General features: G+C 70.9%; 20 protein-coding genes. 10 read left to right on the top strand and 10 right to left on the bottom strand.

What is annotated here, in order from left to right; translation table 11 throughout:
- Positions 1-44 precede the first annotated feature (44 nt).
- The 5 genes from AB3M82_RS09095 to AB3M82_RS09075 all read left to right on the top strand — a co-directional run bounded on the left by AB3M82_RS09095 (position 45) and on the right by AB3M82_RS09075 (position 5,774).
- Positions 45-1,256: a benzoate/H(+) symporter BenE family transporter gene (locus tag AB3M82_RS09095; RefSeq protein ID WP_412957225.1), complete on the top strand. Its 1,212-nt coding sequence runs from the start codon at positions 45-47 to the stop codon at positions 1,254-1,256.
- A gap of 81 nt (positions 1,257-1,337) precedes the next feature.
- Positions 1,338-2,231 carry an ABC transporter ATP-binding protein gene (locus AB3M82_RS09090; RefSeq protein ID WP_412957223.1) on the top strand — a complete coding sequence of 298 codons (894 nt, stop codon included), beginning with the start codon at positions 1,338-1,340 and terminating at the stop codon, positions 2,229-2,231.
- A complete protein-coding gene (locus AB3M82_RS09085; RefSeq protein WP_412957221.1) occupies positions 2,228-3,379 on the top strand; it encodes an ABC transporter permease in 1,152 nt (383 codons plus the stop codon). Before AB3M82_RS09090 ends, AB3M82_RS09085 begins: the two co-directional genes overlap by 4 nt.
- A gap of 172 nt (positions 3,380-3,551) precedes the next feature.
- Positions 3,552-4,142, top strand: a complete 591-nt coding sequence (locus tag AB3M82_RS09080) for a nitroreductase family protein (protein WP_412957220.1) — start codon at positions 3,552-3,554, stop codon at positions 4,140-4,142.
- 120 nt (positions 4,143-4,262) lie between these two features.
- Complete coding sequence (locus tag AB3M82_RS09075) at positions 4,263-5,774, top strand: amino acid permease (RefSeq protein ID WP_412957219.1); 1,512 nt, start codon at positions 4,263-4,265, stop codon at positions 5,772-5,774.
- A 98-nt stretch (positions 5,775-5,872) separates the two neighbouring features.
- On the opposite strand, the gene AB3M82_RS09070 is transcribed toward AB3M82_RS09075, so the two are convergent.
- Both AB3M82_RS09070 and coaBC read right to left on the bottom strand, forming a co-directional pair.
- The gene (locus tag AB3M82_RS09070) at positions 5,873-8,098 is read right to left on the bottom strand and encodes an ATP-dependent Clp protease ATP-binding subunit (RefSeq protein WP_412957218.1); all 2,226 of its coding nucleotides are present in this window, start codon (positions 8,096-8,098) and stop codon (positions 5,873-5,875) included.
- A gap of 113 nt (positions 8,099-8,211) precedes the next feature.
- Complete coding sequence (coaBC, locus tag AB3M82_RS09065) at positions 8,212-9,426, bottom strand: bifunctional phosphopantothenoylcysteine decarboxylase/phosphopantothenate--cysteine ligase CoaBC (RefSeq protein ID WP_412957217.1); 1,215 nt, start codon at positions 9,424-9,426, stop codon at positions 8,212-8,214.
- 190 nt (positions 9,427-9,616) lie between these two features.
- Here coaBC and AB3M82_RS09060 point away from each other — a divergent pair, with 190 nt between their 5' ends.
- Positions 9,617-10,318: an NRDE family protein gene (locus tag AB3M82_RS09060; protein ID WP_412957215.1), complete on the top strand. Its 702-nt coding sequence runs from the start codon at positions 9,617-9,619 to the stop codon at positions 10,316-10,318.
- 19 nt (positions 10,319-10,337) lie between these two features.
- Here the strand turns inward: AB3M82_RS09060 and AB3M82_RS09055 are convergent, their stop codons facing one another.
- Positions 10,338-11,315 carry a GlxA family transcriptional regulator gene (locus tag AB3M82_RS09055; RefSeq protein WP_412957214.1) on the bottom strand — a complete coding sequence of 326 codons (978 nt, stop codon included), beginning with the start codon at positions 11,313-11,315 and terminating at the stop codon, positions 10,338-10,340.
- 88 nt (positions 11,316-11,403) lie between these two features.
- Here AB3M82_RS09055 and AB3M82_RS09050 point away from each other — a divergent pair, with 88 nt between their 5' ends.
- Both AB3M82_RS09050 and AB3M82_RS09045 read left to right on the top strand, forming a co-directional pair.
- Positions 11,404-11,565 carry a hypothetical protein gene (locus tag AB3M82_RS09050; protein ID WP_412957212.1) on the top strand — a complete coding sequence of 54 codons (162 nt, stop codon included), beginning with the start codon at positions 11,404-11,406 and terminating at the stop codon, positions 11,563-11,565.
- A gap of 56 nt (positions 11,566-11,621) precedes the next feature.
- Positions 11,622-12,203 (top strand): hypothetical protein, encoded by a 582-nt coding sequence (locus tag AB3M82_RS09045; protein ID WP_412957211.1) that lies wholly within the window; start codon positions 11,622-11,624, stop codon positions 12,201-12,203.
- Between the two features lie 28 nt (positions 12,204-12,231).
- On the opposite strand, the gene AB3M82_RS09040 is transcribed toward AB3M82_RS09045, so the two are convergent.
- Together AB3M82_RS09040 and AB3M82_RS09035 are read right to left on the bottom strand one after the other, a co-directional pair.
- On the bottom strand, positions 12,232-13,434 hold the full coding sequence (locus AB3M82_RS09040; RefSeq protein ID WP_412958029.1) for a glycosyltransferase: 1,203 nt from the start codon (positions 13,432-13,434) through the stop codon (positions 12,232-12,234).
- A gap of 5 nt (positions 13,435-13,439) precedes the next feature.
- Positions 13,440-14,654: a glycosyltransferase gene (locus AB3M82_RS09035; RefSeq protein WP_412957210.1), complete on the bottom strand. Its 1,215-nt coding sequence runs from the start codon at positions 14,652-14,654 to the stop codon at positions 13,440-13,442.
- A gap of 122 nt (positions 14,655-14,776) precedes the next feature.
- On the opposite strand from AB3M82_RS09035, the gene AB3M82_RS09030 reads away from it, so the two are divergent.
- Both AB3M82_RS09030 and AB3M82_RS09025 read left to right on the top strand, forming a co-directional pair.
- Complete coding sequence (locus AB3M82_RS09030; RefSeq protein ID WP_412957208.1) at positions 14,777-15,364, top strand: hypothetical protein; 588 nt, start codon at positions 14,777-14,779, stop codon at positions 15,362-15,364.
- A 137-nt stretch (positions 15,365-15,501) separates the two neighbouring features.
- Entirely contained in the window at positions 15,502-16,800 is a 1,299-nt protein-coding gene (locus AB3M82_RS09025) for a glycoside hydrolase 5 family protein (protein WP_412957207.1), read from the top strand.
- A gap of 194 nt (positions 16,801-16,994) precedes the next feature.
- On the opposite strand, the gene AB3M82_RS09020 is transcribed toward AB3M82_RS09025, so the two are convergent.
- From AB3M82_RS09020 to AB3M82_RS09000, 5 genes are all read right to left on the bottom strand, one after another.
- On the bottom strand, positions 16,995-18,356 hold the full coding sequence (locus tag AB3M82_RS09020; protein WP_412957205.1) for an ABC transporter substrate-binding protein: 1,362 nt from the start codon (positions 18,354-18,356) through the stop codon (positions 16,995-16,997).
- Between the two features lie 37 nt (positions 18,357-18,393).
- Positions 18,394-19,359 carry a carbohydrate ABC transporter permease gene (locus AB3M82_RS09015; protein WP_412957204.1) on the bottom strand — a complete coding sequence of 322 codons (966 nt, stop codon included), beginning with the start codon at positions 19,357-19,359 and terminating at the stop codon, positions 18,394-18,396.
- The gene (locus tag AB3M82_RS09010) at positions 19,359-20,342 is read right to left on the bottom strand and encodes a carbohydrate ABC transporter permease (protein ID WP_412957203.1); all 984 of its coding nucleotides are present in this window, start codon (positions 20,340-20,342) and stop codon (positions 19,359-19,361) included. Before AB3M82_RS09010 ends, AB3M82_RS09015 begins: the two co-directional genes overlap by 1 nt.
- Positions 20,343-20,530: 188 nt before the next feature.
- Positions 20,531-22,162 carry a fucose isomerase gene (locus tag AB3M82_RS09005; RefSeq protein WP_412957202.1) on the bottom strand — a complete coding sequence of 544 codons (1,632 nt, stop codon included), beginning with the start codon at positions 22,160-22,162 and terminating at the stop codon, positions 20,531-20,533.
- Positions 22,159-23,676, bottom strand: coding sequence for an FGGY-family carbohydrate kinase (locus AB3M82_RS09000; RefSeq protein WP_412957200.1), 1,518 nt, complete (start codon positions 23,674-23,676; stop codon positions 22,159-22,161). The genes AB3M82_RS09005 and AB3M82_RS09000 overlap by 4 nt, the downstream gene beginning before the upstream one ends.
- Positions 23,677-23,742 lie beyond the last annotated feature (66 nt).

Below are 23,742 nucleotides of genomic sequence, written 5' to 3'. Positions count from 1 at the left end.
CCGCCGCACCGCGCGCGACGGTCGCGCCCGCTAGCCTCGGATCCATGTCCGCCTCCGCCGCTCCCACCCCCGCACCGCGGGCGCCGCTGTCGCGTCCGATCCTCGCGGGTGTCGTCACGGCGCTGGTCGGATTCACGAGCTCGTTCGCCGTCGTGCTCACGGGTCTCACCGCCGTCGGGGCTTCTGCGGCGCAGGCGTCCAGCGGACTCCTCGCCGCCAGCCTCACGATGGGCCTCGCGTGCGTGGTGCTCGCGTGGCGCTACCGCATGCCGATCACGTGCGCCTGGTCCACCCCCGGCGCGGCCCTCCTCGTCGCGACCGGCGCGGTCGAGGGCGGCTGGCCGGCGGCGGTGGGGGCGTTCCTCGTCACGGCGGCGCTCATCCTGCTGACGGCGCTCTGGCCCGCTCTCGGCGGTCTGATCGCCCGCATCCCGCCCTCGATCGCCCAGGCGATGCTCGCGGGCGTGCTCCTCCCCCTGTGTCTCGCGCCGCTGACCGGCATCGTCGCGAACCCCTGGGGTGTCGTCCCGGTCGTGCTGACCTGGCTGGTCATGATCCGCCTCGCGCCGCGCTGGGCGGTGCCGCTGGCCTTCGTCGCCGCGGCGATCGTCGTGGCGGTCGACCTGGTGCGAAAGGGGGCCGCGGTCGACCCCGGCATCCTGATCCCCCGCATCGAGATCACCGTCCCGACGTTCACCACGGGCGCGCTCGTGGGTCTGGCCCTGCCGCTGTTCATCGTCACGATGGCCTCGCAGAACGTGCCCGGCATCGCCATCATGCGCAGCTTCGGCTACGAGGTGCCGTGGCGACCCGCGATGCTCGTCACCGGGCTCGGCACCGCGCTGGGCGCCCCGGCGGGCGGGCACGCGATCAACCTCGCCGCCATCAGCGCCGCCCTCGCTGCCGCCCCCGACGCCGACCCCGATCCGAGGCGGCGGTGGGTCGCGGGGGTCTCGACCGGGGGCTCGTACCTGGTCCTCGGCGCGTTCTCGGCCGCGTTCGCCGCGCTCGTGGTGCTGGCTCCCGACGCGGTGATCCCGGCCGTCGCGGGGCTCGCGCTGTTCGCCGCCTTCGGCTCGGCCGTGCAGCAGGCGATCGACGACCCCGGCGAGCGCCTCCCGGCCGTCGTGACCTTCCTGGTCGCGGCCTCGGGCATCTCCGTTCTCGGCGTGAGCGCCGCCTTCTGGGCGCTGGTCGCGGGCCTCCTCGTCCGCACGGTGCTGCACATCGGCCGCCGGGTGCCGCCGCACGGCTGACCCCTCCGCCGCACGGCGGACGCGCCGCAATCCACCGCGCGGGGGATGCCGCGGCATCCGCTCCATCCCTAGCGTGGAGGCATGACAGGAAAGCTCGAACTCCACGGCATCACCAAGAGCTACGGCTCCCGCCGCGTGCTCGACGACGTCTCCTTCGAGGTGGCCCCCGGCCGCCTCACGGGCTTCGTCGGCGGCAACGGCGCCGGCAAGACCACGACCATGCGGATCATCCTCGGTCTGCTGAACTCCGACGCGGGGACCGTGCAGTTCGGGACGGCGCCCCTGACCGCGGAGGACCGCCGCGGCTTCGGCTACATGCCCGAGGAGCGCGGCCTCTATCCCAAGATGAAGGTGCTGGAGCAGATCGTCTACCTCGCCCGCCTGCACGGCTTCGGCAAGGCGGATGCCACGACGCGGGCGACCGCGATCCTCGAGGACCTCGGGCTCGGCGAGCGCCTGAACGACACGATCGAGTCGCTGTCGCTCGGCAACCAGCAGCGCGCCCAGATCGCCGCCGCGCTCGTCCACGACCCGAAGGTGCTCATCCTCGACGAGCCGTTCTCGGGTCTCGACCCGCTCGCGGTCGACGTCGTGGCGAGCACGCTCCAGGCGACCGCCGCGCGGGGCGCCAGCATCCTGTTCTCCTCACACCAGCTCGACGTCGTCGAGCGCCTCTGCGACGACCTGGTCATCCTCGCGGGCGGCACCATCCGGGCCGCGGGGTCGCGCGACGGCCTCCGCGCCGAGCACGCGGGCAGCCGGTACGAGCTCGTCTCCTCCGGCGACGCGGGGTGGCTGCGCACCGAGCCGGGGGTCACGGTCGTCGACTTCGAGGGCGGCTACGCGCTCTTCGACACCGACGGCGCCGAGACCGCCCAGCGAGTGCTCCGCACGGCGGTCGAGCGCGGCGACGTCGCGAGCTTCGCCCCCAAGCATCCCTCCCTCGCCCAGATCTTCAAGGAGGTCATCCAGTGAACGCTTCGACCGACTCCGGCCCCCAGGACCCCGGGTCGCGGCGCAGCTCCGCGGCTCCGACCGGCGGCACCACGGCGCTGCGCAGCTCGAGCGGCATCTGGCTGGTCGCCGAGCGCGAGATCGGCTCGCGCCTGCGCAGCAAGGCCTTCGTCATCTCGACCGTGATCCTCATGCTCATCGCGCTCGCCGGCATCCTGATCGGAGGCTTCGCGAGCAAGAACACCGAGGCCATGCCCGTGGCCGTCACCAGCGAGACGTCGGCCGCCGTGTCGGCCCTGCCCGGCGTCGAGGTGACCGAGGTCGCCGACCAGGCCGCGGCGGAAGAGCTCGTGCGCGATGACCAGGTCGACGCGGCGGTCGTCCCGTCGAGTGGTCCCACCGGCTTCACGGTGATCGCGTTGACGGACGCCCCGGGCTCGCTCGTATCGGGGCTCTCGCAGGCGCCCCAGATCGAGATCCTCGAACCGGTGACCACCAACCCGCTGCTGCGGTACTTCATCGCGCTGGCCTTCGGCATCGTGTTCCTCATGGCCGCGTCGACCTTCGGCGGCACGATCGCGCAGAGCGTGGTGGAGGAGAAGCAGACCCGCGTGGTCGAGCTGCTGCTGTCGGCGATCCCCGCACGGGTGCTGCTCGCCGGCAAGGTGATCGGCAACACCATCCTCGCGATGGCCCAGATCGTGCTGCTCGCCGCGATCGCGACGGTGGGGCTGATCGTGACCGGCCAGCGCGACGTGCTGACGATGCTCGGCGCCCCGATTATCTGGTTCGCGGTGTTCTTCCTCTTCGGGTTCGTGCTGCTGGCGTCGCTGTTCGCCGCCGCGGCATCGATGGTCTCGCGTCAGGAGGACATCGGCGCGACCACCACCCCGATCACGATGCTCATCATGGCCCCGTACATCCTGGTCATCATCTTCAACGACAACCAGCTGGTGCTGACGATCATGTCGTACGTGCCGTTCTCCGCCCCGGTGGGGATGCCGATGCGGCTGTTCGTCGGCGAGGCGCAGTGGTGGGAGCCGCTCGTGTCGCTGGTGATCCTGCTGGCCAGCTGCGTCGCCGCGATCGTGATCGGCGCGAAGATCTACGAGAACTCGCTGCTGCGCATGGGCTCGCGGGTCAAGCTGGGCGAGGCTCTCCGGGGCTAGTCGCCACGGCATCCACCGTCCGAGACCCACCGCTGCGCCGTCTGCAGCGGTGGGTCTCGCCGTCGGGTGCGACGGATGCCGTCCATCGGGGAATATCCATGCGTGCACATACGTTTCGGGAGGGGTACGCGGACGACGGAGTCCGATCGGCTCCCGTCTGAAAGGCACCACCATGAGCATCCCCACCGCTCTCGTCCGCACCGCTCCCACCGAGCACCCCGTCCTCGACGTCCTCGCCGAGCGCTGGAGCCCGCGCGCCTACGACCCCACCACGCCGATCGACGAGGGCAAGCTCGCCGCCGCGCTGGAGGCCGCCCGGTGGACCCCGTCGGCCAACAACACGCAGCCCTGGCGGTTCATCGTCGCCCGCCGCGGCACCGCCCTGCACGCGCAGGTCGTCGACTCGCTCATGGGCTTCAACCAGACCTGGGCCCCCGACGCCGCCGCCCTCGTGGTCGCCGTCGCCGAGACCGCCACCGCAGACGGCACCCCGATCACGCACGCCCTCTACGACCTCGGCCAGGCCGTCGCCCACTTCTCGGTGCAGGCCCACCACGACGGCCTGCACGTGCACCAGATGAGCGGGTTCGACCCCGAGGTCGTCCGCGAGTTCGCCGACCTCGAGCCCCGCTTCACCGCCGTGACCGTCATCGCCGTCGGCGAGTTCGGCGACGTGGAGTCGCTTCCCGAGGTGCTGCAGCAGCGCGAGACCGCTCCCCGGGTGCGCCGCCCGATCGCGGAGACCGTGATCCTCAGCGCCTGAGCCGCGCTCCGGACGCTCCCGCTCCCGTCGCACTTCCCGTCGTGATCCGACAGGGGTGCGACGGGAGCGTTTCGGTTTGTGAGGGGTGCGGCCGGACCCCCGCGATCTAAACTCGTCGGCATGGCCATTCAGCGCAGGGTGAAGTCCGTCGAGCAGTCGATGGCGGAGACGCACGACGAGAAGCGGTCGCTCAAACGCTCCCTCGGTGTCTGGGATCTCGCGGTCATGGGCGTCGCCGTCGCGGTCGGCGCCGGCATCTTCTCGGTCGGGGCCGAGGCATCCGCCCGCCATGCCGGGCCCGCCGTCATCATCTCGTTCCTCATCGCCGCCGTCGTGTGCGGTCTCGCGATCCTCTGCTACGCGGAGTTCGCCTCGTCGATCCCCGTCGCCGGGTCGGCCTACACCTTCACCTACTCGACGCTCGGCGAGTTCCTCGCCTGGATCATCGGGTGGGACCTCATCCTCGAGATGCTCATGGCCTCGGCCGTCATCGCGAAGTACTGGGGCGTCTACCTGGGCGACGCGGTGTCGCTGTTCGACCTCGAGATCCCGATGACGCTGCAGCTGGGGCCGCTCGCGTTCGACTGGGGCCCCGTCGTGATCGTCGCGATCTTCACGGTCCTGCTGGCCCTGGGCACGCGCCTGTCGAGCCGGGTGAACAGCGTGTTCACGGTCATCAAGGTCGCGATCGTGCTGTTCGTCATCGTGGTCGGCCTCTTCTTCGTCAACGGCGCCAACTACACGCCGTTCGTGCCGCCGGCGGAGCCGGGCGCCGCGTCGGAGAGCGCCTGGACCCAGTCGCTCTTCTCGTTCATGACCGGTGCCGACCCGTCGATCTACGGCGTCTTCGGCATCCTCAGCGGAGCCGCGCTCGTGTTCTTCGCCTTCATCGGCTTCGACGTCGTCGCCACGAGCGCCGAGGAGACGAAGGACCCGAAGCGCACCGTGCCCCGCGGCATCATGCTGGGCCTCGTCATCGTGACGGTGCTGTACGTGCTGGTCGCGATCGTCATCACCGGCATGGTCTCGTACACCGAGCTCGCCGAGCTGGAGGAGCCGTCGCTCTCGAGCGCCTTCGAGCTCGTCGGGGCGACGTGGGCGGCGCAGGTCATCGCGATCGGCAGCCTCGTCGGGCTCACGACGGTCGTCATGGTGCTGCTCATGGGCCTCGCGCGCGTCGTGTTCGCGATGAGCCGCGACGGGCTGCTCCCCCGCTCGCTGAGCGTCACGGACGCCAAGCGCGGCACGCCGATCCGCATCCAGCTCATCGTCGGCGTGGTGATCGCCCTGATCGCCGGCTTCACGAACGTGCAGGTGCTGGGCGACATGATCAACATCGGCACGCTGTCGGCGTTCGTGCTGGTCAGCATCGGCGTGCCCATCCTGCGCAAGACCCGTCCCGACCTGGAGCGGCCGTTCATGGTGCCGTTCTCGCCGTGGCTGCCGTGGATCTCGGCGCTCGCCTGCTTCTGGCTCATGCTGAACCTGAGCACCGAGACCTGGGTGCGGTTCGCGATCTGGCTCGCCGCCGGTCTCGTCATCTACTTCGCCTACTCGCGCCGGCACTCGCTCATCGGGCAGGGGCTCGAGAAGGATGCGCTCGGCGGGATCCGGGGAGAGCGGCTTCGGTAGGCCGGAGCACTGCGCGCCCTTCGTCTCGCTGTGCTCCTCGCTCAGGGACCGACGGGCGTCACCCCCCGGTCCCTGAGCACCGGATGCCGCGGACGACGTCAGTCGTCGAGCAGCTCGGCCTCGATCACGTCGTCCTCGTCGTCGGCATCCATCGCGCTCGGCCCGGTGGACGTGAGCGCGAGCCCGGAGCCGTCGGCCGCGACATCGACGCGCACCGTGTCGCCGTCGCGCACGCCGCCGGAGAGCAGCGCGGTCGCCAGCTTGTTCTGCACCTCGGTCTGGATGAGGCGCCGCAGCGGCCGCGCACCGAACACCGGGTCGTAGCCGCGCTCGGCGAGCCAGGCCCGCGCGTCCGGGGTGACGGCCAGCGTGAGCCGGCGGTCGCGGAGCCGGTCGTGCAGCTGGTCGACCGACAGCTCGACGATCTGCGCGAGGTCGTCCTGGCTGAGCGCCTGGAACATGACGATGTCGTCGAGCCGGTTCAGGAACTCCGGGCGGAACGCCTGGCGCACCAGGGTCATCACCTGCTCCCGCTTCTCGTCGGGCGAGAGCACGGGGTCGATGAGGATCGGCGAGCCGAGGTTCGACGTGAGGATCAGGATGACGTTCGAGAAGTCGACCGTCCGGCCCTGACCGTCGGTGAGGCGTCCGTCGTCGAGCACCTGCAGGAGGATGTCGAACACCTCGGGGTGGGCCTTCTCGACCTCGTCGAGCAGGATCACGCTGTACGGTCGCCGGCGCACGGCCTCGGTCAGCTGACCGCCCTGCTCGTACCCGACGTACCCGGGAGGGGCGCCGACGAGCCGCGACACCGAGTGCTTCTCGCCGTACTCCGACATGTCGATGCGCACCATGGCGTGCTCGTCGTCGAAGAGGAACTGCGCGAGCGCCTTCGCCAGCTCGGTCTTGCCGACACCGGTCGGACCGAGGAACAGGAACGATCCGGTCGGGCGACCGGGGTCGCTGATCCCCGCGCGCGAGCGGCGCACGGCATCCGACACGGCCTTCACCGCGTCCTTCTGGCCGATGAGCCGCTTGCCGAGCTCGGATTCGAGGTGCAGCAGCTTCTCGGTCTCGCCCTGCAGCAGACGGCCGACCGGGATGCCGGTCCAGGCCGCGATGACGGCGGCGATGTCCTCGTCGGTGACCTGCTCGTTGACCATGCGGCGCTGGTCGCCGGCACCCGAGCCGTCGGACTCCGAGCGCTCCGCCTCCATCAGCTGGCGCTCCAGCGCGGGGATCTCGGCGTAGAGCAGCCGAGACGCCTTCTCGAGGTTGCCCTCGCGCTGCGCGCGCTCGGCGTCGATGCGGGCCGCGTCGAGGCGGGTCTTCAGGTCGCCGACGCGGTTCAGCGAGGCGCGTTCGCGCTCCCACCGCTCCTGCAGCTCGCCGAGCTTCGCCTCCTCGGTCGCGAGGTCGGCGCGGAGCGCGGCGAGGCGCTCCTTCGACGCTGCGTCCTTCTCCTTCTTGAGGGCGAGCTCCTCGAGCTTCAGGCGGTCGACGTGCCGCCGCAGCTCGTCGATCTCGACCGGGGCCGAATCGATCTCCATGCGCAGCCGCGAGGCGGCCTCGTCGATCAGGTCGATGGCCTTGTCGGGCAGCTGCCGGGCGGGCAGATACCGGTTGGAGAGGGATGCCGCGGCGACGAGGGCGCCGTCGGAGATGGCGACCTTGTGGTGCGCCTCGTAGCGCTCCTTGAGGCCGCGGAGGATCGCGATGGTGTCTTCGACGGTGGGCTCGCCGACGTACACCTGCTGGAAGCGGCGTTCGAGCGCGGCATCCTTCTCGATGAACTCGCGGTACTCGTTGAGCGTGGTCGCACCGATCAGGTGCAGCTCGCCGCGGGCGAGCATCGGCTTGAGCATGTTGGAGGCCGCGACCGATCCCTCGCCGCCGCCCGCGCCCATGAGCACGTGCAGCTCGTCGATGAAGGTGATGATGCGCCCCTCGGACTCGGTGATCTCCGTGAGGACCTGCTTCAGACGTTCCTCGAACTGCCCGCGGTACATCGCCCCGGCGACGAGCGCGGAGATGTCGAGCGTGACCAGCTCCTTGTCCTTGAGCGACTCGGCGACGTCACCGGCGACGATGCGCTGCGCGAGGCCTTCGACGACGGCGGTCTTGCCGACGCCGGGCTCGCCGATCAGCACCGGGTTGTTCTTCGTGCGACGGGTGAGCACCTGGCTGACGCGGCGGATCTCGCTGTCGCGGCCGATCACGGGGTCGAGCTTGCCCTGACGGGCGCGGTCGGTCAGGTTGATGCCGAACTGCTCGAGGGCGGACTGCTGGTCTTCGTTCTGCGAACCGGTCTGTGGGGTCGTCATCTGTTCCTCCTGGGAGACTCCTTCTGGTCGGGGCCTGGTCGTGGTCACTCAAAGTTGAGCGGGCTTGACTCAAGTTTAGCAACAGCGTCGGGCTCTGACAACGCCTGCCCCCGTCAGCGGCTCGCGAGCACCGCATCCCACAGGGCGCGGGCGACCTGCCGCTTCGTGCCCGAGGCGGTGGCGATCACGGCCCCACCCCCGCCGATCACCTCGATCTCGTTGTCGGGCCGCTCGAAGCCGTGCTCGGCATCCGCCAGGTTCACCGCCAGCAGATCGACACCCTTGCGCTCGCGCTTGCCCCGCGCGCGCTCGCGCCGCTCCTCGGCATTCGTCAGCGTCTCGGCTGCGAACGCGACGATCGTCTGCCCGGCCGCCGCGCGCCCCTCCGCCCGCGCGGTCGCCAGCGCCGCCACGACGTCCTCGTTCTCGACGAGCTCGATCCGCCCGAGCCCGCCCTCCGCCTTGGTGAGCTTGTGGTCGGCCGCCTCGACCGGACGGTAGTCGGCGACCGCCGCCGCCATGATCACGACGTCGGCGTCGGCCGCGGCATCCTTCATCGCCGCCGAGAGCTCCCTGGCCGTGCCGACCGGCACCACGCGGACGGACGGTTGCTGCGCCGCAGCCAGCACCGCCGCATCGACGTGCGCGGCCACGAGCGTGACCGTGGCCCCGCGCGCGGCGGCCTCCGCGGCGAGCGCGACCCCCTGACGGCCGCTGGACCGATTGCCCAGGAAGCGGACCGGATCGATGGGCTCGCGCGTGCCGCCCGCCGAGATCGCCACCCGCAGACCATCGAGGTCGCCGGCCGAGAGCAGCGCCGTCGCGCGGACGAAGATCTCCTCGGGCTCGGCCATCCGCCCCGGTCCCGAATCGCCGCCCGCGAGCTCGCCCTCGGCGGGGCCGACCAGGTGCACGCCGCGACTCTGCAGCGTCGCGATGTTCGCCTGGGTCGCGGGATGCCGCCACATCTCGGTGTGCATCGCCGGCGCGATCAGCACCGGGGCCATCGTCGCGAGCAGCGTGGTGCCGAGCAGGTCGCCCGCCAGTCCCGCGGTCATGGCCGCGATGCTGTTCGCCGTCGCCGGGGCGACGATGACGAGGTCGGCGTTCTGGCCGAGGGCGACGTGCCGGACCTTTGCGACGTCCTCGTGCACGCTCGTCGTCACGGGGTGGCGGCTGATGGCCTCCCAGGTCGGCGTGCCGACGAAGCGCAGCGCATCCTCGGTGGGAACGACCGTCACCTCATGACCGGCCTTGGTGAGGAGGCGCACGAGGTGCACCGTCTTGTACGCGGCGATGCCGCCCGTGACTCCGACGACGATGTTCACGCCTCCGATTCTGCCCCAGCATCCCACCCGCCGGGGCGGTTCCCGCTCGGGCGTTCTGCCGGCGAGCCTGCCGACCCACGCGCCGAGGGGTCAAGACACGCCGCACGGCCCCCACCCCACCGGGCCTTTCATGACCCCTCGGCATCCTGGGCCGAGTCCAGGGCGCGCGGGCGGATCTAGACTCGGAAACGTGTGCACGGTCGTGATCGATGTCGAGGATGCCGGATCTGCGCGGCTCCTGGCCGTGCGCGACGAAGACCCCGATCGGGCCTGGGACGGCCTCGGTCCGTGGTGGCCGGAGCAGTATCCGGGAGTACTCGGCATCCGCGACCGCCGGGCGGGCGGCGCCTGGCTCGCGGTCGATCCGGAGAAGCGTCGCCTCGCGGTGCTGCTGAACCGGGCCGACCTGGGCGATCTGCCCGACTCGCGGGCGCAGACACGGGGCTCGCTCACCCTCGAGTCCGTGTCGGGCCGCTCCCCGGACGGACCGGTGCCGATGCACGGGTTCAACCTCCTCGAGGTCGGACCGGAGGGCGCGCGCGTGCTGTCGTGGGACGGCGACGCCCTGCGCGAGACGCCGATCCCCCGCGGCGTGCACATGATCGCGCACGACGATCTCGACGATCCGGCCACCCCGCGGATCGAGGCCTGGCTGGACCGCTTCCGCGCCCTCCGGGGAACGGATGCCGAGGGCGACTGGGCGTCGGAGTGGGTCGGGCTGCTGGGTGAGACCGCCGTGCTGCCCCCGGAGGACGACCGCGCGATCATCCGCGACAACCGCCCGCACGGCTACCCCACGCAGTCGCTGCTGTACGCCACGGCATCCGTCTCCCCGTCGGGCGTCGAGGTGCACGACCGCGCGCTTCCGTCGCCCGCGCGCTGGGGCGTCTGACCCCCGGAGCCGAACACCCTCAGGCGGCGGGAGCCGCGGACCCGGCCGGGGCGCACGAGAACCGGGAGCGGTACGCCGTGGGCGTCGTGCCGAGCACGCGAGCGAAGTTCTGCCGCAGCACGGCGGCAGAACCGAAGCCGCACTCGTCGGCGATGCGCTCGAGGGAGAGGTCGGTGCGCTCGAGGAGGCGCTGCGCGTGCAGGATGCGCTGTCGGGCGAGCCAGGCGGCGGGGGTCGCGCCGTACTCGGCCTTGAATCTGCGGGCGAAGGTGCGCGGCGACATGAGCGCGCGCGCCGCGAGCTGGTCGACGCCGAGGTCGTCGCGCAGGTGCTCGACGGCCCAGTCGGCGACCGCGGCGAGCGAGTCGCTGGGCACGACGGGGATCGGCCGGTCGATGAATTGCGCCTGGCCGCCGTCGCGCTGGGGCGGGACGACCATGCGTCGCGCGATGCGGTTCGTGAGCTCCGCGCCGATCTCCTGACGCAGCAGGTGCAGGCACGCGTCGATGCCGGCCGCGGTGCCGGCGCTGGTGATGATGCGCCCGTCCTGGACGAAGAGGACGTCGGGGTCGATGTCGACCTCGGGGTACATCGCCGCCATCTCGTCGGAGTACATCCAGTGGGTCGTCGCGCGGCGGCCGTCGAGCACCCCGGCGGCGCCGAGGATGAACGATCCGCTGCACACGCTCAGCACCCAGGCGCCCCGGGCCACGGCGTCGCGCGCCACGTCGATGAGAAGCGGGTCGATGCGGGACCAGTAGCCGCGCGGCACCGGGCAGAACACGACGAGGTCGGCCTCGTACGCGAACGCGAGGTCGTGATCGACGTTGAGGGAGAACCCCATCTTCGACATCACAACGCCGGGACGCGGCGCAACGACGCGGAAGTCGAAGTTCGGAACCCCGTCGTTCGACCGGTCGAGACCGAAGGCCTCGCAGGCCAGGCCGAACTCGAACGGAGCGAAGCCGTCCTGCACGATGCACGCGACCGTCTTCATGGGGACCTCCTCGGGTTGGCAGTAATCATACGATACAGGTCGAATCTGCCACTCGCGACCCGATCACTGCGAACGTAGCGTTTCTGCCATGATCATTCTCATCCTCCTCCTCGCCCTGGCCCTCTGGGGCCTCATCGCCACGATCGTCGAACTCCGCCGCGACGGGTACCGCCGCACTCCGACCGACTGGAGGCGCGTCGCCGAACGCGACCCCCTCACGGCCGCCGAGTCCGGCATCGCCTACCGCTGACGATCCGCGCCCGCGAGGCCACGCCCACGGCGTCCGGGACCACTACGCTCGGAGCCATGAGCGAGCCCCCGCAGCCTCCCGTTCCGCCGACCACCCCGCCCGAGCAGCCCGCGCCGCCGTCGCCGCACGCGGACCCGGCGCTGCCCGCCGCTCCGCAGCATCCGTCGAACGGCTCCTACCCGCCAGCCGCCGCCCCGTACCCCGCGAACGCCTCGTCTCCGCAGGCGGCACCGCAGGGCGCCTCGCATCCGGGCGCCGCCGCGTACGCCGCCCCCCAGCCGCCGTACGGGACGGCCCCGACCGCGTACGGCGCACCGGCCGACACCGCACCGTCGACCGCGAACCCCCTCGGGCGCCTGGCGTTCATCATCGCCCTCGCCAGCCTCGCCCTGCGCGTTCTGAGCACGGTGATCATGCCGTTCCTCGCGATCGGCAGCGGCTACACCCTCTATGGAGTCATGACGGCCGTGTTCAACCTGCTGGTGCTGGGCGCCGCCGCGGCCGCGCTGGTGCTGGGCTTCCTGGCGATCCGTCGTCGCGGTCCGCTCCTGCTCGCGGGCATCGCGATCGGCGTCGGCGGTTCGCAGGTCGTGCTGGTCGTCTTCGGCTGGCTCTCCTCGCTCTTCTTCTACCTCTGACCCGCGCCGACCGACAACCGGGCGGGGGTCAGCGGCGGACGAGCACGCGCTCGTAGACCTCGATCATGGCCGCGGTGCGCGAGGACTGGCGGAACGCCTCGGCGACCTCGGCCACCGGCGCGGGAGCGGTGCCGGCGAGGATGTCGGTTGCCGCGCGCCGCAGCGCCTCGGTGAGCGCCGCCACGCGACGCGGCTCGTCGGCGCCGGCATCCACCGCCCAGAGACCGCCCCGCAGCTCTGCCGCGATGTCGGGGTCGCTGATGACGGAGGGCGTGCCGAGCGTCGCGGCCTCGAAGGGGGTCATGCCCTGGGTCTCGAAGCCGATCGAGGTCTGCACGAGGGCATCGGCGGCGGCGATGCGCGCGAGCGTCTGCGGGTAGGTGAGGCGACCGGAGAAGCGGATGCCGTCGCGACCGGCGACCAGACGCTCGGCCGCGGCACGCTGCCCGCCCCCGCCGATGATCTCGAGCTCGGCGTCGATGTCGGCGGCGAGGAACGCCTCGAGGAACGGCAGCAGCCGCTTCTCGGGACTCATGCGCCCCAGCCACACGAACCGCGGGCGACCGGGTTCGCGCTCGGCGGGGGCCGCCGAGAGGGTCGCGTCGCGGACATCGTCGTCGATGCCGTTCCAGATGACGTCGACCGCGTCGAAGACCCCGTGCTGCTCGAGGCGGCGGGCGAAGTGGGTCGACGGCGCGGTGACGGCGGACGCCCCCGCGGCGAGACCGCGCAGGAAGGCCCAGCCGTCGCGCCCGGGCTCCGGGGTGCCGATCCCCCGCATCGCGAGCCGACGCCAGACGTTCAGTCCCGCGAGACCCAGGCGGTGCAGACGGGTGACGGCGGCGAGTCCGACGTCGACCCGGTTGTGCATCGTCTGGACGACGGGGATGCCGTGGCGCCGGGCGAAGCGATGCCCGATGAACGCCCCCCAGAAGTCGGCCTGCACGTGCACGAGGTCGACGGCGGGTCGACGCGTCATGGCGAGATCGAGGAAGCGGTCGGTGCGACGTCCCGGCCAGCTCATGGAGTACTCGCGGTCCACGGTGATCGGCGTGGACGGCAGGTCGACATGACCCGGATCGTGCGCTCGCTCGCGCCGTCCGTGCCGGCGAGGCGCAACGACCGTGACGGTGTGACCGGCCCGCTCGAGGAACTTCCGCTGCAGCCTCATCGAGACCTGCGCACCGCCGAGCGAGTCGAGGTGCTGATCGCCGAACAGGACGACGTGCATGGCCGTCACTCAGGCAGCGGTGCGTCGCGGTAGAGCGCCTCGAAGGTGTCGAGAGTGCGGTTGATGTCGTGGATCGCGACGCCGTCGAGCGAGGCCCGCTGCATCCGCTCGTACTCGGCCGGCTCCGCCGTCAGCACGTCGGCGAGGCGGGCGGCCAGGTCGTCGGCGTCGCCCGGTACGAACAGGTAGCCGTTCTCGCCGTGGTGCACGAGGTGCGGGAGGGCGACGGCATCCGCGGCGACGATCGGCAGCCCCGACGCCATGGCCTCCATCGTCGCGATCGACTGGAGTTCGGCGATCGACGCGATCACGAACAGGCTCGCCCGCGTGAGCAGCGCGCGCAGGTCTTCGTCGGCGATGCGGCCGTGGAACGTGACCCGGTCGGCGAGACCCAGCTGCGCGGCGAGGTTCTCGAGCTGCTTGCGCTGGTCGCCGCCGCCGACGATGTCGAAGGTGGTGTCGAGCGCCGGGTCGAGCTTGGTCATCGCGTGGAGGATGACGTCGACCTGCTTCTCGGCCGTGAGGCGGCCGACGAACACGATCCGGTTCTTCTCCCGCGGGCCGATCTCGGCCGTGTACTGGCTGCGGTCGATGCCGCAGCTCACGGGCACGACGCCGTGCACCGCGACGGTCCGCTCCAGGAAGTCGGCGGCACGACGGGTCGGCGTCGTGATCGCCCGGGTGAGGTCGAACGTGCGCTTCGCGTCGGCCCAGGCGAGCTTGAGCACGAGGTCGTCGATGAACTTCGGCATGGTGGTGTGGTCGAGGATGTTCTCGGCCATCACGTGGTTCGTCGCGATGACGGGGATGCCGCGCTGCTTCGCGATGCGCGCGAGACCGCGGCCGATCACGATGTGCGACTGGATGTGCACGACGTCGGGCTGCACCGCGTCGAGGACCTTGCGGGCGTAGTGCTTCGAACGCCAGGGCCACACGAACCGCAGCCAGTCGTGCGGCGCCCACCTCACCGAGGGCAGGCGGTGGAGCGTCATCGGCTCACCCTCGATGACCTCCGTGCGCGGGGCGGTGCGCCGGTAGGCCTGGTTGGGGGCGGAGACGTGCACGTCGTGACCCCGCTGCACGAGCCCGGCGGCGAGACGCTCGGCGAAGCGGGCGGCGCCGTTGATGTCGGGCGCGAACGTGTCGCAGCCGATCAGGATGCGCAGCGGTCGCTTCCCGGTGTCGGGTGCGCTCGTCGGGTCGGAGGAGGGAACAGACATGCTGCCTTACGGTTCGCGGCCAAAGGAGTGCCCCGGAGGGCGGAGGCAACTCTACCCGAGGGGCCTGCGCGCACGGCCGAGGCCCACCGCATCCTCTCGGCTCGACCCTCTACCGTGGAAGCATGCGACTGACAGCCGACGCCGACACCGCTCTCTGGATCCCGGTCACGGACTCCCTGGGCTGGAAGGGCCGACGCCACCGCAAGGCGGCGATCCGGATGCTGCTGGGCCAGGCGAACGCCGCGCTCGGCGCGACCGCGCGGCCGGGCTCGCGTCTGGGCGCGTGGGCGATGAGCCAGGCCGCGCCGATGCTCATGAAGCGCGCCGACGGCCGCGTGCTGGTGTGGACGTGGAAGGCGGAGCCCGAGCTCGTCGTCGCGATGGCCACCGTGCAGGAGCTCACGCGGGAGCTCCGCATCGCCCGCGCCTCGATGCCCATGGAGTACGACGACACGATGGCGTTCCCGACGCGGCTCGGCGCGGGCGAGAAGCTCGTCGTCGCGATGCCGTCGTCGCCGAGCGCACCGCCGTTCACGACCTACACGTGGGACACCGGCACGCACCTCATCACCCTCACGGCGATCGGCAACGACCGTGAGCGGTTCGGCACGCTGGAGGGAGCGCTGGACGATCTCGCGCGCAGCATCCGCATCGCCGACGACCTCACCGGCGGCGAATCCCCCGACGTGCTGCGGCTGCCGCCCGCCTGACGCCGGATCACGAGAGCCCGCGCGCGAACCGCCGCGAGGGGTCAAGACACGCCGCACGCCTCGCGCCTGGCACGGCGTGTCTTGACCCCTCGCGGGGTGGAGGTCGGCGAGGAGAACGCCGCGGCTAGGCTGGCGCGATGGACAACGACGCCCATGACTCCCCCGCTCCCCTGCGCTTCGGCGCGAACTACACCCCGCGCGCGCAGTGGATGCACGCGTGGCTGTCGCTCGACCTCGACGAGGTGCGCCGCGACATGGCCGCCCTCGCCGATCTCGGCCTCGACCACCTGCGCATCTTCCCGCTGTGGACGGTGCTGCAGCCGAACCGCACGCTGATCCGGCCGGAGGCGGTCGACGATGTCCGCGCGGTGGTGGACGTCGCGGCGGAGTTCGGTCTCGACGTGAGCGTCGACGTGATCCAGGGGCACCTGTCGAGCTTCGACTTCATCCCGTCGTGGCTGTTCACCTGGCACGACAAGAACATGTTCACGCACCCCGAGGCACTGAGCGGTCAGGCCGAGCTCGTCACCCGTCTGGGCGAGCGCCTGACGGATGCCGGCAACTTCCTCGGGTTCACGCTGGGCAACGAGACGAACCAGTTCTCGGCGCAGACGCATCCGTCTCCCTGGCCGGTGAGCGAGGCCGAGGCCGCGGGCTGGATCACCACGCTCCTCGACGCCGCGGCGGCCTCGGCCCCGGCGCAGCAGCACGTGCACAGCGAGTACGACGCCGCCTGGTACATGGACGGGCACGGTTTCACGCCGGCCCTCGCGGCGCGGCTCGGCGCCATGACGACCGTGCACTCGTGGATCTTCAACGGCACCGCCCAGCGCTACGGCGGGCGCTCCCCGGCATCCGATCGGCACGCCGAGTACATGATCGAGCTCGCCCGGGGATTCGCGACCGACCCGGACCGTGCGATCTGGCTGCAGGAGGTCGGCGCCCCGTCGAACTGCCTCGCCCCCGAGGAGACGCCGGACTTCCTCGAGGCGACGCTGCGATCGGTCGTCCGCACCGACCGCCTCTGGGGGGTGACCTGGTGGTGCTCGCACGACGTGAGCCGCGAGCTCGCCGACTTCCCCGAGCTGGAATACACGCTCGGCCTTGTCGATCAGTCCGGGACGCCCAAGCCCATCGGGCGCCGGTTCGCCGAGCTCATCCCGGAGCTGCGCGAGCGCCGACCGGCGCCGCCGCGCACGGTCGGCATCGTCGTGGAGGTCGACGAGGGCGATGTGCCGATCAGCCGCGGGGCGATGAGCCCGGGCGGCGCGATCTTCCAGGCCTGGGTGGACGCGTGCACCGCCGGAATCGACCCGGTGATCGTGACGTCGAAGGATGCCGACGACCCGGCTCTCCTCGCCCGACGCGGCATCACCGAGCTCGTGCGTCCCGCGGTGACACGCACCGACTACGCCTCGCAGAACACCGTCGTCTGAGCATCCCCTCCCGCGCCCCGCCCCGCGAACGGCCGCTCCCGTCGCACCGCCGGTCGGAAAGATCCGTCAGAGCGACCGGACGTGCGACGGGAGCGGGACGAGCCGGGGCGCTCCGGACGCCGCGGCCTGAACGCGACGCCCGGAGAACGACCCCGGCGGCCGCCCGGGAGGGGAGGCCGCCGGGGCGACGGGACTCAGCCGGCGGTGGCCTTCTCGTAGGCCCGCATGGCCGCCTGCTGCGCGTCGGCGAGCGCCTCTTCGGGGGTCTTGTCACCGAGCAGGGCGGCGGTGATGGCGTTGTTCAGCTCGTTCTGGATCTCCTGTCCGGCCGGCGAGGAGCCGAACGACTGGCCGTAGTCGACCACGTCGTAGTACGTCGCGATGACCTGGTCGAAGCCGGCGTTGCCGCTCTCGACCACGTACTCCTCGCGCAGACGCTGGTCGGCCTCGGGCGATCCGGTGAAGAGTCCGGTGTTGATGCCGCCGTCCTCCTTGCGGGTCTCGGCACGGGCGGCGCCCGCGGCATCCCAGGCCTCGTCCGAGGTGAGGTCGATCATCCAGGCGCAGGCGGCCGACGGGTTCTTCGCCCCGGCGGGGATCACGAAGGCGCTTCCCGAGGCGACCGAGAACGGCTCGCCGTCGGCGTCGCGGAAGGGCACCGCCTCGAGCTGCAGCTGGTCGACGTACGGCGAGAGCACGTTCGGATACCACTGGGCGTTCACCTGCGCGCCGACCTGCTTCGCGACGAACTGGTTGTTGTCGCCGAAGGTGTCGAACGCGTCGGAGAAGCTCTTGACCTGGGCGAACCCGCCCTGCGCGTCGGTGATCTGCTTCAGGAGCTCGACGCCCGCGATGTTGCTCGGGTCGTCGAGCGTCGGGGCACCGTCCTCGTCGTTGAGCTGCCCGCCCATGCCGAGGATCCACAGACCGCTCTGACCGGTCGCGACGGGGTCGAAGCCGAGGCGCGTGGGCACGCCGCCCGACTCCTGGTACATCTTCTCGATCGCGGCGAGCAGCACGTCGGGCTGCGACGTGTCGATCTCCTCGGCGGTCACGCCGGCCTCGTCGAGCACGGCCTTGTTCAGGATGATCGCCGGCGGCTGGTAGAACTGCGGAACGGCCCAGATCGCGTCCTCGTAGGTGATGTCGTCGACGACGGCCTCGTACCAGTGCTCGTCCGGGGTGACCTCGTGGGCGTCGAAGCACGCGTCGAGCGGCATGATGAGGTCCTGCGCGGCGTACGTGGTGACGTAGCGGCGGTCCATCTGCACCACGTCGGGCACGTCGCCCGACGCCAGACGCGTCGTGAACTTCTGCGCGTCGAAGGCGGTGGCGTCGAGGTCGATCTCGACCCCGTCGAGCTGCGCGGCGGCGTAGTCGAGGCGCGACGTGCCCACGTCGTCGGCGTTTTCGAAGCCCCACGCGGCGACGGTGCCCTCCGGCTCCGCCGTGAAGTCGGCGTCGGCGGCGGGCTCGTCGCCTCCCGACCCCATGCAGCCGGACAGGACGACGACGGATGCCGCGACCATCGCTGCGGCGGTGAGTGTTCTGCGCATGACTTGTGTTCCTCTCATCGACGGCGTCCCACGCCGTTCATCCCTTGCGACCCTGCGTCGCCACGCCCTCGATGAAGTACCGCTGCCCGAAGGCGAACAGGAGCAGCATCGGGAGGGTGACGAGAAGGGCCGCGACCATGACGTACTGGTAGTCGCCGTGCCCACCTGCGGTGGGGCTGTACTTGGTCATCGCGTACGCGATGCCGAGCGGCGCGGTGAAGTCCTCGGGGGATCCGGCGTTGAGGTAGATCAGCGCCGCCTGCAGGTTGTTCCAGCTCGCCTGGAACTCGAACAGGAACACGATCACGAACGACGGGATCGACAGCGGCATGGCGATGCGCCAGAACATCCCCCAGTAGCTCGCGCCGTCGAGGCGGGCGGCCTCGAAGAGGTCGCGCGGCAGCCCGAGGAAGAACTGCCGTTGCAGGAAGATGTAGAACGCCGACCCGAAGAGGTTCATGCCCCACAGCGGCACCCAGGTGCCCAGCATCCCCGTCTGCTTCCAGATCAGGTAGATCGGGATCATCGTGACCGCGCCGGGGAGCATCATGGTCGCGAGCACGAGCCCGAACAGGAGTCCGCGGCCGGGGAACCGGAAGTACGCGAAGCCGAAGGCGACCACCGAGCTCGAGATCGAGACCGCGGCGGCGGCGAGCAGCGCGATCGCGACGCTGTTCCACATCCAGCTCAGCAGCGGCAGCTCGTTCCACACCTCGACGTAGTTCTCGGGCGTGAAGGTGTGCGGGATCAGCGAGTTGTCGAAGACCTCGCCCCGGGGCTTGAGGCTCGCGGCGACCAGCCACACGAACGGGTACAGGAACAGGGCGGCGAAGGCGACCAGGAGGACCGTGCGCACGATGCGGCCGGGCAGGCTGCCGCGCATGGGCGAGCGCGGCGGGCGCTGACGGCGGCGGCCGGTCGGCGGGGCGACGATCGCGGCGGCGGTCTCGGACTCGCGCTCGGGCTCGGGCGCCTGCGGGAGGGCTCGGAAGGACGTCGACATCAGCGGTCCGCCTCGTAATACACGAACCGGTTGCCGAACTTCACCTGGATCGCGGTGATCGCCATGATGATGACGAAGAGCAGCCAGGCCATGGCCGCCGCGAATCCGAAGTCGAACTGCCGGAACGCCTGCTGGAAGAGATAGATGGCGTAGAACAGCGACGCCTCGGGCGAGGAGTTGCTCTGGTCGCGCCAGAAGAGCACGTACGCCTGGTCGAACACCTGGAACGCGGCGATCGACAGGACGATCACGTTGAAGAACATCGCGCCCGAGATCATCGGCAGCGTGATCGAGAAGAACCGGCGCAGGGGGCCTGCTCCGTCGAGCGAGGCCACCTCGTACAGCTCGGTGGGCACGTTCTTGAGCGCGGCGAGGAAGATCACCATGGTGCCCGCCACGGCCCACAGCGTCATCAGCACGATGCTGGGCTTGATCCAGACCGGGTCGACGAGCCACTGCGGACCCTGGATGCCGAAGAACCGGAGGAACTGGTTCACGGCGCCGTTGTTGCCGTTGAGCAGCAGGAAGAACATCGCCGCGGTGGCGACGGCGGGCGTCATCTTCGGCAGGTAGTACAGGGTGCGGAAGACGCCTGCGCCGCGGCGAACGCGGGCGAGGAGCATCGCGAGCACGAGGGCGACGATGATCTCCAGCGGCACCGCCATCACGGCGTAGAACAGCGTGTTGCCGAGCGAGGTGGCCACGCGGGGGTCCTCGAAGAGGTTCGCGTAGTTGGCGAGGCCGATCGGCTTCGCGCTGTTGGTGGCGAGGTTGTAGGAGCTGAACGAGATGATCAGGCTGTAGATCATGGCGCCCGCGGTGAAGATCGCGAATCCGACGATCCAGGGCGAGATGAACAGGTAGCCGGCGATGGCTTCGCGCCGGTTGTAGCTCACCTTGCCGCGCCGGGCGCGATCGAGCCGCTTCTCCGCATCCCGCTCGCGGCGGGATTCCCGCGCGCGCACAGAGTGACCCGTTGTCATGGGATGACTGTAGAAGCACTTCTCCCGCAGCGCCCAGGGGTTGCTTCTCCCGCGCACTTGTGATTCGGCTCCGAAGAATGTGAGTTCTGGCTCCGAACCAGGTGGGAACACCCTGGGTGCCCGGATGAGCGAGGCGCGGGCGCGAAGAAGGGGCGGATGCCGCAGCATCCGCCCCTTCTGTCCTGCCGTCAGATCGCGACGTCTCCGACGAGGTTCACCGCGATGCCCATGCCAGCGAGCATCGCGGCCTTGGCCACGAGCGCCCTGTCGGCGGTCTCGGCGTCGGGCGCGTAGACGAGCTGCGCGTGGTTGGCCTTGTGGCGCGCCATGAACTGGTCGCGCGAGATGCCGTGCAGCACGACGTGCGCGATCGGCCACTCCGGGTTCGTGGCGTCCTTGCGACGCTGGGTCTCCTCCTCCGGCAGCTCGATGACCGAGGCGCGGAAGACGTCGGCCTGCAGGATGCCGTCGGCGATGAAGACGCGCGAGAGCACGACCTCGCCGGGCTTCGAGACGCCGTTGATCGTGGCGCCGCCCGCGGGGAAGAACACGTGCCCCTGACGCCATCCCTCGGCGTTCTGCCATCCGCCCAGGTGCGAGGCCGGAACCGAGCCCGAGATCTCGTAGACCCACACGAACTGTCCGTCGTAGTCCTCGCCCCAGCGCACGTCATGAAGCGTGTTGTCGGGCACGAGGCCCATCGCGCGCCAGACGCGGTCGGTGACGAGCGCGTCGACCGCCACGCCCTCGTCGGCCTCGTTGAAGTGCGGGAACGCGCGGCCCTCGTGCAGCACGCGCGAGCCGTCGCGCGACGTGACCGGCGGGCGCTCGGTGGAGTTCAGGATGCCCTCGGCCAGGTCGGAGGCCGGCACCAGGTCCTTCAGACCCTGCTGGTACTGGATGCCGACCGCGTCGAGGCCGAAGTCGTCGGCGATGCGGAGCGCGGCGATGTACATCTTCAGCTGCCACTGCACCTGCTCGCGGGTGAGCTCGGTGGCGGCATCCTCGCCGTAGACGAAGGTCATGCCCGCGTCGGTCAGCCAGTCGTAGGCCGCGTTCGCCTCGTCCTCGGTGACGTTGAGCATCTCGGCGTACAGGGCCGATTGCGACAGGCGCTCCTTGTAGATGCCGGTCTGGTTCAGCAGCTCGTCGTCGAAGATGGCGTTGTACATGCCCATGCAGCCCTCGTCGAAGACGCCGATGATCGCCTTCTCGGCGAGCAGCTCGGCGGCGAGCGCCTCACCCAGCTGCTTCTCGGGGCTGTCGGGCAGCGGGGGCAGGGCGCGCACGTGCGAGGCGTCGTGCGTGATGGAGCCGGTCTCGGTCCACTCGCGGATGCCGTTGCGGAACCACTCGTCGGAGAAGTCGACCGACCAGATTGTCGCGTAGGGCTTGTTCATCTTCGTGAGGCCGGCGTTGAGGCCGAGCAGTCCGACGAGTCCGGGCCAGTCGCCCGCGAAGTTGGCGACCGTGAGGATCGGGCCCTCGTGCGTGCGCAGACCCGCGAGCACGTGGTGCGAGTACTGCCACACGGCCTCGGCCACGATGAGCGGCGCGTCGTTCGGGATGTTCTTGAAGACCTCGAGGCCCATGCGCTGGCTCGAGATGAAGCCGTGACCGGTCTCGGGGTCGACCTCGTTGGCGCGGACGACGGTCCAGCCGAGGTCGTTGAAGACGCCGGTGACGCCCGCTTCGAGCTCGACCTGGACGGGCCAGCCGGCGGTGTTCGCCGACTCGCGCAGGTCGCCCGAGGCGATCAGGTAGGCCGTCTGGGGCGCGGATGCCGGGCGGGACGCCGGGGTCGGCAGGGTGTAGCTCATGATTCCTCCGAAAGGGTGGTGGGGCGGGTGGCGCCGCGCTGGTCGGCGGCGAGTTCGTGGACGACGTCCGCCGTAGCCGAGTACAGGCGCACGTACCGGTCGAACAGCGTGTCGTACTGCGGGCGCAGGTCGGGGTTCGGGGTTATGGTCTGGGTCACCGGGTTCCAGTCGGTGATGAGCGGGGCCGCGCCCTCGCCGGCGATCGCGGTCGCGGCGAGGAACGCCGCGCCGTAGCTCGCGCCGATGGTCGTCGCCGGGACCTCCTGCACCAGGCCGGTCACATCCGACACGACCTGCAGCCACAGCTGCCCCTGGGTGCCGCCGCCGACCGCGACGATGCGGCGGATGTCGGCGCCCGCCTGACGCATCGTCGCGACGTTGTGCCGCACCCCGAGGGCCGTGGCTTCGAGGGCCGCGCGGTACAGGTCGCCCCGGGTGTGCTCCAGCGTGAGGCCGGCGATCACGCCGCGGGCATCGGGATCCTGGATCGGGGTGCGCTCCCCCGCGAAGTACGGCAGCACCAGCAGGCCGCGGGCGCCCGGGCCCGATGCCTCGGCCTCGGCGAGCAGCTGCGGGTAGTCGGCATCCGTGAGGTCCTTGAGCCAGGCCGTCAGCGCGCCCGACGTCGAGAGGCCGCCCGCGAGGTTGCGCGTGCCGGCGAAGGCGCCGGCCGTGGTCCACATCGACGGCGTGCGGAGCGTCTCCTCGCCGGTCGCGACGAGGAACATCGTGGTGCCGTACATCAGCATGAGGTCGCCGACCTCGTGCGCGCCGACGCTGACCGCCTCGGTCCACGCGTCGATCGTGCCGGTGATCACCGGAGTGCCCACGGGGATGCCGGTGAGCTCGGATGCCGCGGGGGTGACGTTCCCGGCGATGTCGCCCGCCCAGGCGAGGGCCGGCTGCTCGATCGGCGCGGCGTAGCGCTCCCAGAAGGGATCGTGCCAGCGCTCGCCCTCGATGTCGTACAGCGGCGAGACCTGGCTGGCCGACTGATGGTCGAGCACGTAGGCGCCGGTGAGCTTGCGGGCGAGCCAGGATGCGGGCATGAACAGGCGGCGGGCGCGCGCCCAGGCCCCGGGCTCCTCGTCGGCGACCCAGGCGATCTTCGGACCGCCCGCCTGCGAGGTGAGCACTGAGCCGCCGACCCGGGTGATCTCGTCGACGCCGAGCTCGGCCGTCAGCCGCTCGATCTGCGCCCCGGCGCGGGTGTCGACGCCGTAGAGGATCGCGGGGCGCACGGGCTGGTCGTCGTCGTCGGCGAGGAGCACGCACGGGCCCATGCCGCTCACGCCGACCGCGGCGACCTCGGCATCCGGCGTCGCGCCCAGCAGTTCGCGCGCGAGGGCGACGAACTCGTCCCACCAGATCGCGGCATCCATCTCCACCCAGCCCGTGCGTGGGCGCTGCACGTCGTGGGCGCGGGTGGCGGTGGCGAGGATCGTGCCGTCGTCCGAGACGAGCACGCCCTTGGTGCTCGACGTGCCGACGTCGACTCCGAGGGTGCAGCGCATGGTGTCCTCCTTGACGGTTCCGCCTTCGGAAAGGCTAACTGAAATCGATTTCAGACCGCAAGCGGC

Source organism: Microbacterium californiense (assembly GCF_047246625.1).
Lineage (GTDB): Bacteria > Actinomycetota > Actinomycetes > Actinomycetales > Microbacteriaceae > Microbacterium.
Note: the sequence above shows the minus strand (reverse complement) of the source record. Positions and strands in the feature narration are given on the sequence as shown.